This is a genomic window from Chitinophaga sp. (assembly GCF_036566945.1).
In the GTDB taxonomy this organism is placed as follows: Bacteria; Bacteroidota; Bacteroidia; order Chitinophagales; family Chitinophagaceae; genus Chitinophaga.
Genome location: NZ_DATCVJ010000107.1, coordinates 1 through 8550, shown reverse-complemented (window position 1 = coordinate 8550; position 8550 = coordinate 1). Strand labels below are relative to the sequence as shown.

Here is an 8550-nt window from a genome sequence, read left to right as displayed (position 1 = left end):
GCAAGGGTATTTTAATCGTGGAATTGACGTTGGTGTCGGTCGTACTTATTTGAAGCGCTGCATCACCATGATAATGTAATACCAGTCTGTCGCGTAGGTTCCGGAGGCCAATTCCGGTACCTTCTGCAGGTTTCCAGGTGCCGGTATTGATAATGGATACATACAGGAATTGTTCCTGGCGGTGGGCGTTGATGATGATGGCGCCCCCGTGCAGCTGCTGCATGATGCCATGTTTGATAGCGTTTTCCACCAGTGTCTGCACGCTCCATCTGGGAATCTTTATCTCTTCAATACCTGCTTCCATGTTGGTATCTATGCGTAATACATCACCCCATCTCAACTGCTGCAATTCAAGATAGTCTTCCACAATTTCCATCTCTGCGGCAAAGGGAATAAGCGCTGCATTTTTTTCGTACAGCGATGAACGTAATAATGAGGCCAGCAGGTCAATGGCGCGGCGTGCCTGTTCCGGATGATCGCGCACCATAGATTTTACAAGGTTCAGGGAGTTGAAGAGGAAGTGCGGCTGTAGCTGTCCGGCCAGTTGCTGTAACTGCATTTCGCTTGTGATCAGCTCTAGCTTCGCCTTTTCAGTAGCCATCCTGATCTCTCGCTGGGAGTAGTGGTACATATGGTAGGCCAGTAGCCAGATGCACATCAGTCTCACGCCGGTAATAAATGTAGTTTCTGATGTCGCTGTTGCGAATTCCCGGAAAGGTGGCTGGAAACCAGGTACCAGCCAATATTTCAACAGATAAATCTTCACGATGGTGACCACCATGAACGCTATGCCCATGATAATAGCGGCAGGTACCAGCCTCCATAGCAGCTGCCTTGCATCGAGGTGGGGCCAGCCAGCATGCCGGGCAATGGTACGGTAAATATGCGTGATACCAATATAGCATACCATATCAGTGATGAAAAACCAGATGGCCAGAGATAGCAGGAAACCATCGCCGGTAAGGCCCTTAAAGGCCCAATACAGCGAAGCGACTCCCCAGCCAGCCAGCTGACATTTCCAATAGGCGGAAAGAGGTAGGATACCCTGTTTTTTCATATTGTAAAGGAACAAATTTTTTCAGGACCAGGGAATTAAAAAGACCGTCAGCGTAGAAATAAGGGTGATGAACGTACCCCTGGGAGGGAACGCTTTGTATCGTAGTTAAACAATTAGAAAACATAATTTTTTTTGTTGTAAATTCTCTTTTTTGATGGCATGCCATTTCCTGGTTGAATGGGAATAGTATGACACACGGACTTTGGGAACCTTAGAAAAATATTTATGCTTAAACTCCTGATCTTTAGGTTTAGCCTTTGCCTCCTGTTTTTCGGCGTTAATTTGACATCTGCCCGGCAGAAAAATGTGTACTATGATAACATCGTCGCACAGGTGCAGGCCAACTTCAATCTACATCAACCTGAAAAAATTTATGTCCTGACGTCAGCAACATTTCAGAAAAAAATGACGGGAGAACAATTTGCGCTTGGGATGAGCAAGTTTCATGCAAAAGTAGGAGACTGGACAAGCAGCGTTTTTAAGGAGCAGAATGAAAAAGGGCTGGATTATCTCACCGTATTCGAAAATTCCCGGCAGGTGTTTTCCATCAGGCTGGACGAGCAAGGTAAGATCGACAGGCTTAATTTTGCAGCTGCCCCAATAGTAATCCCCGAAAAAATGGACCAGGTCGCCAGCAATAATCCGCTGAAAGATACGCTGGATCTTATGGTGGAACACGTTGTAAGGGGCTATATCCAAAAGGGAAATACTTGTGGACTGGTCCTGGCAGTTATTAATAAAGGTAAGGTGCGTAAGTACAGTTACGGTTCGGTCAATAAAAAACTTAAGCAATTGCCCGATGCGGAGAATACCATTTTTGAGATTGGTTCGGTAACGAAAACTTTCAATTCATTGATACTCGCGGAAGAAGTAGTGGCCGGCAGGATGAAATTGAATGATCCGATTAACCTTTACCTACCGGATTCTATACCTGCACTTAATTTCCATGGTAAAGCCATCACATTGCAGGATCTGGCTAATCATACGTCAGGGTTTCCAAGACTGCCGGCTAATATCTTTAATAGCAGCGTAGACCCCAAAGACCCTTACAAACATTACCCTGTGGATTCTCTTTACAGTTTCCTGATGCGCTATCAACCATCTGTTATGCCTGGTACTCTGTTCTCTTATTCCAACTACGGCGCCGGTGTGCTGGGGACGATACTGGAACGTACCCTCGACAGCAGTTTTGAACAGCTGATCCTGAGCCGGATCTGCCAGCGTTTGAATATGAGCCACACCGGTATTACACTTAGTAATGCGGCTCAAAGGAATTTAGCACAGGGTTATAATGAAACTGGTGAGGCGACTCTTCCCTGGGACCTTGCGTCGTTAAAGGCCTCAGGAGCCATCCGCTCTACACTAAACGATATGGTTAAATATGCCCGCGCCCAAATAGAAATGAAAGGGCCTTTACACAAAGCGATCGCACTTAGCCATCAACCAACCTTCGTTGGTAAAGAGCAAAGCATGGGATTGGGCTGGAGAATTAATCGGAACGGGCAGCATACCTACCTGCACCATTCGGGCGGAACGGGTGGGTTCAGGTCTTTCGTTGGATTCGATCCTGACAGAAAGATTGCAGTAGTCATCCTGTCCAATGCGGCAGAAGATGTAACCACTATAGGCGAGGGATTCTTAAAATAGCATCACACAATACATTGAGATAGAGAGAATTCAAATATGGATGTTGTGAACCTGGTGCTACAAGAAAGCAATCATGGCAAGTTGGCGCTCAGCTTTTACATTTATAAAAAAAATCATAATTTGCACGTGCTATAAAGCACCGCCAACTTATTTTAGCGTTCCGGTAGTCGCGTACTGCAGGAGCGGGAATGCACCCTTTTTTGATATTCAATGTTTTTTAACTCGGTCAATTTTGCCATATTCTTACCAATAGTATTTTTCCTTTATTGGTTTGTTACTAACAGGAGCCTAAAACGGCAGAACATACTGCTGCTGGTATCCAGTTATTTTTTCTATGCCTGCTGGGATTACCGTTTCTTGTTCCTGCTGATATTTTCCACCTTTCTGGATTATTTTACAGGGATTAAGATGTATGAAAGCCGTACGATCAGCGGGAAGAAATTTTGGTTCTGGCTGAGTATCGGTGTGAATATCGGGTTCCTGGGATTTTTTAAATATTACAATTTCTTTGCAGCATCTTTCGCGGATGCTTTGTCACTCGTGGGATTCAAAACCAATCCCTGGGTATTAAGTGTGGTTTTGCCAGTGGGCATTTCGTTTTATACGTTTCATGGACTGTCCTATGTGATCGATATCTACAAGAACAGGATCAAACCCGAGCGGAATTTTATTGATTATTCCGTTTTCGTAAGTTTCTTTCCCTTGCTGGTGGCCGGACCCATTGAAAGGGCCACGCATCTTTTACCACAGCTGCAACAAAGGCGACGATTCGACCGGGCTCAAATGACCGATGGGTTAAAACAGATTTTATGGGGACTTTTTAAGAAGGTGGTGATTGCCGATAACTGTGCCAGTTATGCCAATATGATTTTTAATCATCCGGCAGACTACCACGGGTCCACACTGCTGGTTGGAGCATTATTTTTTACTTTCCAGATCTATTGTGACTTTTCAGGCTATTCTGATATTGCATTGGGCACTGCGCGATTGTTTGGGATAGAACTGCTGCGGAATTTTGCGTTTCCATATTTCTCCAGGGATATTGCGGAGTTCTGGCGGCGCTGGCATATTTCGTTATCTACCTGGTTCCGGGACTATTTATACATTCCATTGGGTGGAAGCAAGGGTGGGATGTGGAGCAGGATCAGGAATACGTTTATTATTTTTTTAGTGAGTGGTTTCTGGCACGGGGCGAACTGGACATTTATTGTTTGGGGAGCGCTGAATGCGTTGTTTATTATGCCGCTGATTATATCCGGTAAAAACAGGCATCACCTGGAGATCGTAGCGCAAGGCAGATTTTTGCCCACCATCAGAGAAGCCGGGGCCATGTTCCGTACTTTCCTGTTAACAACGCTGGCCTGGATCGTTTTCCGGGCAGCCAATATTAACCAGGCATGGGAATACATCCGGAAAATATTTTCCCGGTCCCTGTTTACAGTACCGGAAGTGACGCCGGCTAACGTGATGATCCTCATAATTGTTTTTATGCTGATCGAGTGGTGGGGGAGAGAGCAACCTTACGCCATTGCACGTTTGGGCCTGAGCAGCCCGCGGCCGGTTCGCTGGATGGCCTATTATGCCATACTCGCCGCCATATTTTATTTCGCAGGAACAGAGCAGCAGTTTATTTACTTCCAGTTTTAGACATGAATAAATTTATCAGATCCGTATTACTATTTTTATTACCTGTTTTCGTTTTGGGAATAACAGGAGAATTATTATTGCGGCATATCCCCAATGATTATTCTTATAAAAATGACTATCTGGAACAGCATTCCAACAAAGTAGAAGTACTTTTTTTAGGCAGCTCTCATGCCTTTTTTGGTATGAATCCACAGTTTATACATCGTAAAAGTTTCAATGCTGCCTATGTATCTCAAAGCCTGGATTATGATGAGGCTATCCTGGAGAAATATCAATGGGCCGATTTAAAATACCTGGTAGTTCCGGTTTCTTATTTTAGTTTATATACCACGCTGTCCACAGGGATTGAAGCATGGCGTATAAGGAACTATTTGATCCACTATCAACTGCATACGTCGGTTGTTCCGGCAGATTATACAGAAATGCTTAGTAGCCGGCTGGATGTTAATTTTACCAGGTTAAAGAAGTATTATAAAAAGCACGAACCGGAAAGGGGCTGCGATGACCTGGGCTGGAGAATACCTTATACACATGAGGAACAGCCGGATTTGGAGTTGAGTGGGGCCGCCGCGGCCAAGAGACATACTTTTGAGCGCACACCTGCTACCGCAAAAATATTTGAAGAGAATATGGCGTCGTTGAGGAAAATAATAACTTTTTCGAAAGAACATAATGTCCAACTGCTGCTTTACACGCCGCCGGGATATGCTACGTATGTGCGCCATATGAACAGGCAGCAATGGGCCAATACACAAAAGGTTTGTGAAGATGCGCAGAAAAATAATCCGGGAGTTTTTTATGTTAATTTTCTGCAGGATACCACCTTTACGGCCGGCGATTTTTATGATGCTGATCATGTGAATCATTTTGGTGCAGAGAAGCTAACGAAGAAAATAGATCAATGTATAGATGCGCTGCCGGGAAAATAGTAACTGGCGGCGAGCTTTTGTTAGGATTCTTTGATAAAGCCGGCAATTGCTTTTGACACTGTTTCAGGTTGTTCTTCCGGCGCGAAATGACCACTCTCAGCAATTTTTACGCCTCTTATGTTGGTCAGGCCACTGGCCTTAAATCCTTCCATATAGTCATCTATATTTCCGGAGTCCTTTGCTCCCTTTAAATACAACACGGGTATTTCAACCGTAGTATTTTTAGCATTCTCCTTTTCATCCTGGTAAAAAGAACGGTACCATCCCAGGCTCGTACTTAAGGCCACAGGGGAGCTGTAAGCTGCTGAATAGCGTTTTCTTTTGTCAGTACTGATAGCATCTTTATTTGCGGATATTGTATTATAGAAGTAGTCGAAAAGCAGGTTTTGTTTTCCTTGTATAAGTTTTTCGGGCAGCTCCGGTACAGCGAAAAAGGCAAAATGCCATATGTAGGGATTTCTTTTTACATCCTCCCAGGGAGCTACACCCGGAATGGCTGTACAAATAATTACAGCCTTCGATAAATACCGGGAGAAGTGCCTGATGAAAGCATAACTGATCATTCCTCCCACATCATGACCAACCAGCACAACGTCTTTTAACGCCAAAATTTCAATTAACGCTTTCACAAAATCGGCTATAGTTCGTTTATCCGTTGCCGTTATTTCTTCTGTTTTACCTATACCCGGTAAGTCGATTGCCAGGAGATAGTACTCCTCTTGCAGCAGAATCATGACCTGCTCAAATTCCATCCAGTTTTCAGGGTACCCGTGGAGAAATAAAACAGGTTGTTTGTCTTTATTCCCAATTTCAATCAGATGAGTTGAAATTCCATTTACCATAATCTGGTTATGTTTAAACTTCTTTGATACACTGTTTGACATAATAGCTGTTTTAGCAGATGCCGGACGCTTCAATTGCATAGAATAGTTTTCAATAGCAGCAACAGGCATTTGTGTGATTGTATAGAATTAATTTCTCAATAGCGGTATTAATTTCTACGTTGCTTTTCGCTTATGTTATTTCAACTTATGGCTAGCTCTTGTGCTTGCTGTTTTTTACGTTTATCACGCTGGACCGGTTGTATAATGGATTTTGCAATTCACATGCCATGGCAAGAGACAGAGGTCGGTAAAATAAATGCTTACCTACTCCGGTGGCACAAGTTTTGGGCCTGGTCTGAAAAAGGAGGTATTATGAAAAACTCATTTTATTATTGTCTTACGCTTGCGTTCTTTCTCTTAAGCTGTAATAGCGGAACTACCGACAGTAAAAAAAATGCGGAAGAAGTAAATAATGCCAGCATTGATAGCATGAATAAGCTACCTGATGCCTCAGCCAGGGCAATACCGTCTAAAGAAGATGCTGATTTTCTGGTAGATGCAGCTAGTGGCGGAATGATGGAAGTTCAACTGGGACAATTGGCGCAGACTAATTCACAGAATCAACAGGTGAAGGCATTTGGAGACCTGATGGTGAATGATCATGGGGCAGGAGGAGAGAAGTTAAAAGCATTAGCCATGTCTAAAAACATAACGCTCCCGGACTCCATATCTTCCAGTCAGCAAAAGGATAAAGAAAAGTTACAGAAGAAGAAAGGATTTGAGTTTGATAAAGCTTATATCAACATGATGGTCGATGACCACAAGAAGGATATTAAGGAATTCCAAAAGGCAGCGGATAAAGCCACTGATAGTGATATCAAAGCATTTGCCGCTGCTAATTTGCCGATGTTATATAAGCACCTGGATTCAATTCAGCAATTGAAAAAGAGAATGGGAATAAAAGATCTGCCGATGCCCGTTCGCACTCCGCCATACGAGTAAACAGTCCTGCAAACTGTGCTGATGGGATGGGAAAGCCGGCATGATTTTTTTCGCAAGTATTTGTGAAAGTTTCTTAAAAGGGGTGGTTTGATAAAACAAGCCTGAGATCACACTCTTAGTACCTGAACTGGATAATACCAGCGTAGGAAAACAAGAAACATTCAAGGGCTCTGGTAATACCGGAGCCCTTTTTTCATCTGCTAAAACTTTTTGCCAATCCCTATGCCCAGCAGCCAGGTATTATAGGCGTTAATTTTATTATCGTATGTAAAACTGGGGCTCAGTTCCCAATTTTTTGGCAACTCAATGCCATATTCTACTCCCAATCTGCAAAGGAAGTAATTTCCTTCACTCGCAAACTCACCTCCGGCTCCTACAATAATAGACAGCTTTTCAATGGGCATGAATGAGCCAATGATGCAACTTGATATCGGATAATTCCTTTCAATTTTTTCCTCAGCCTCTATCGTGAAGTCTTCCAAAAGAATATCATTGTGTAAACCTATTCCCCATTTTTTATTGATATGATAAGTGTAATCCAGTCCCCAGGCTGCAGCTACCAGCCATTTTCGTTTACCATTTTCATCGATACTTTCAGTGACATGCGCGTGGCCCATTACAACAGCTATTTCATTCTTTTTTTCTTCCTTTTTTTCTTCCTGGGCAAAAACCTGGCAGGCAAGTAGCATATGAATGATAAGGATATAAGTAGCTTTCATAAATTAAAACGATAATACTGTTTATAAAATGAAATGTTTAAGCATCTGTTTATTTTGACGTAGCGCTTGGAATGAGTGGCAGGAAGCCTTTTCCAAACTGCCGGCAATATTGATGTAACTGAACAGAAGAAATCTCAATGAGTGTTACTGATTTTTTTGTGGTGATGAGTATTTCGCCATCTTCCAGTGTAGTACCTTTCATGACGAAGAATGTTTGGAGATCATCTTTTTCTTCTACTAGAAAAGCCGGACTATATTTTTCCTCGAAATAAATAAGCACAGATTTCCAATTGGTACTCTGACTGTCGAAGTCCAGTTTTTCAGCAGCCAGTAATTTTACCTGATTTAATGAGGGGAAGATCCGGAATGCGATGTCTTCCATTTTTTTGCCGATGCCGGCAACACTATTTATTTGCATTAGTAGGCCGAGCAGCACAATGATTAATAAGATGAGGAAAACGGCGAGAATGGTAAGTGTAAGCTCACCCAGCATTTTTTGTATACCCAGGTTCGTCGCAATCGGACTGATAACATGAATCAGCATGTTAAGCAGTTTAATGAAAATATATAGTATTGTTCCAATTGGGATGGCTAATAGCAATCCGTTTCCAATTATTCTTTTCAATTTCATAGCGTTTTTTTTTAATTTATGTTAGAAGAAATAGCAGCTATTATCAGCGAACATTTATATTTAATTTTATTTTTATTTCAGGTGTCCACTGACG

At 42.8% G+C, this 8550-nt stretch carries 8 protein-coding genes and 1 riboswitch; of the genes, 4 read left to right on the top strand and 4 right to left on the bottom strand.

Features of this window, described 5'->3' with window-relative positions:
- A partial coding sequence (locus VIP81_RS03165; protein WP_331957029.1) for a sensor histidine kinase occupies positions 1-1057 on the bottom strand: 1057 nt, incomplete at its 3' end.
- Between the two features lie 225 nt (positions 1058-1282).
- On the opposite strand from VIP81_RS03165, the gene VIP81_RS03160 reads away from it, so the two are divergent.
- The 3 genes from VIP81_RS03160 (at position 1283) to VIP81_RS03150 (ending at position 5280) form a co-directional block, all read left to right on the top strand.
- Positions 1283-2704, top strand: a complete 1422-nt coding sequence (locus VIP81_RS03160; protein ID WP_331957028.1) for a serine hydrolase domain-containing protein — start codon at positions 1283-1285, stop codon at positions 2702-2704.
- A gap of 408 nt (positions 2705-3112) precedes the next feature.
- Positions 3113-4351, top strand: a complete 1239-nt coding sequence (locus VIP81_RS03155) for an MBOAT family O-acyltransferase (RefSeq protein WP_331957027.1) — start codon at positions 3113-3115, stop codon at positions 4349-4351.
- A 2-nt stretch (positions 4352-4353) separates the two neighbouring features.
- Positions 4354-5280 (top strand): hypothetical protein, encoded by a 927-nt coding sequence (locus VIP81_RS03150; protein WP_331957026.1) that lies wholly within the window; start codon positions 4354-4356, stop codon positions 5278-5280.
- Positions 5281-5300: 20 nt separating this feature from the next.
- Here VIP81_RS03150 and VIP81_RS03145 read toward each other — a convergent pair whose 3' ends face one another.
- A complete protein-coding gene (locus VIP81_RS03145) occupies positions 5301-6164 on the bottom strand; it encodes an alpha/beta hydrolase (RefSeq protein ID WP_331957025.1) in 864 nt (287 codons plus the stop codon).
- Positions 6165-6476: 312 nt separating this feature from the next.
- Here VIP81_RS03145 and VIP81_RS03140 point away from each other — a divergent pair, with 312 nt between their 5' ends.
- Positions 6477-7106, top strand: coding sequence for a DUF4142 domain-containing protein (locus VIP81_RS03140; RefSeq protein ID WP_331957024.1), 630 nt, complete (start codon positions 6477-6479; stop codon positions 7104-7106).
- Between the two features lie 68 nt (positions 7107-7174).
- Positions 7175-7272: riboswitch (TPP riboswitch) on the top strand.
- Positions 7273-7306: 34 nt separating this feature from the next.
- Here VIP81_RS03140 and VIP81_RS03135 read toward each other — a convergent pair.
- A complete protein-coding gene (locus VIP81_RS03135; protein WP_331957023.1) occupies positions 7307-7825 on the bottom strand; it encodes a hypothetical protein in 519 nt (172 codons plus the stop codon).
- A gap of 49 nt (positions 7826-7874) precedes the next feature.
- Positions 7875-8369, bottom strand: coding sequence for a hypothetical protein (locus VIP81_RS03130; protein WP_331957022.1), 495 nt, complete (start codon positions 8367-8369; stop codon positions 7875-7877).
- Positions 8370-8550 lie beyond the last annotated feature (181 nt).

Excerpts from the sequence above, each read along its gene's own strand:
- VIP81_RS03155 (WP_331957027.1), top strand. The coding sequence starts at position 3,113 with ATGTATGAAAGCCGTACGATCAGCGGGAAGAAATTTTGGTTCTGGCTG.
- VIP81_RS03130 (WP_331957022.1), bottom strand. The coding sequence starts at position 8,369 with ATGCTGATTCATGTTATCAGTCCGATTGCGACGAACCTGGGTATACAA.
- VIP81_RS03160 (WP_331957028.1), top strand. The coding sequence starts at position 1,283 with ATGCTTAAACTCCTGATCTTTAGGTTTAGCCTTTGCCTCCTGTTTTTC.
- VIP81_RS03145 (WP_331957025.1), bottom strand. The coding sequence starts at position 6,164 with ATGTCAAACAGTGTATCAAAGAAGTTTAAACATAACCAGATTATGGTA.
- VIP81_RS03135 (WP_331957023.1), bottom strand. The coding sequence starts at position 7,825 with ATGAAAGCTACTTATATCCTTATCATTCATATGCTACTTGCCTGCCAG.
- VIP81_RS03140 (WP_331957024.1), top strand. The coding sequence starts at position 6,477 with ATGAAAAACTCATTTTATTATTGTCTTACGCTTGCGTTCTTTCTCTTA.
- VIP81_RS03150 (WP_331957026.1), top strand. The coding sequence starts at position 4,354 with ATGAATAAATTTATCAGATCCGTATTACTATTTTTATTACCTGTTTTC.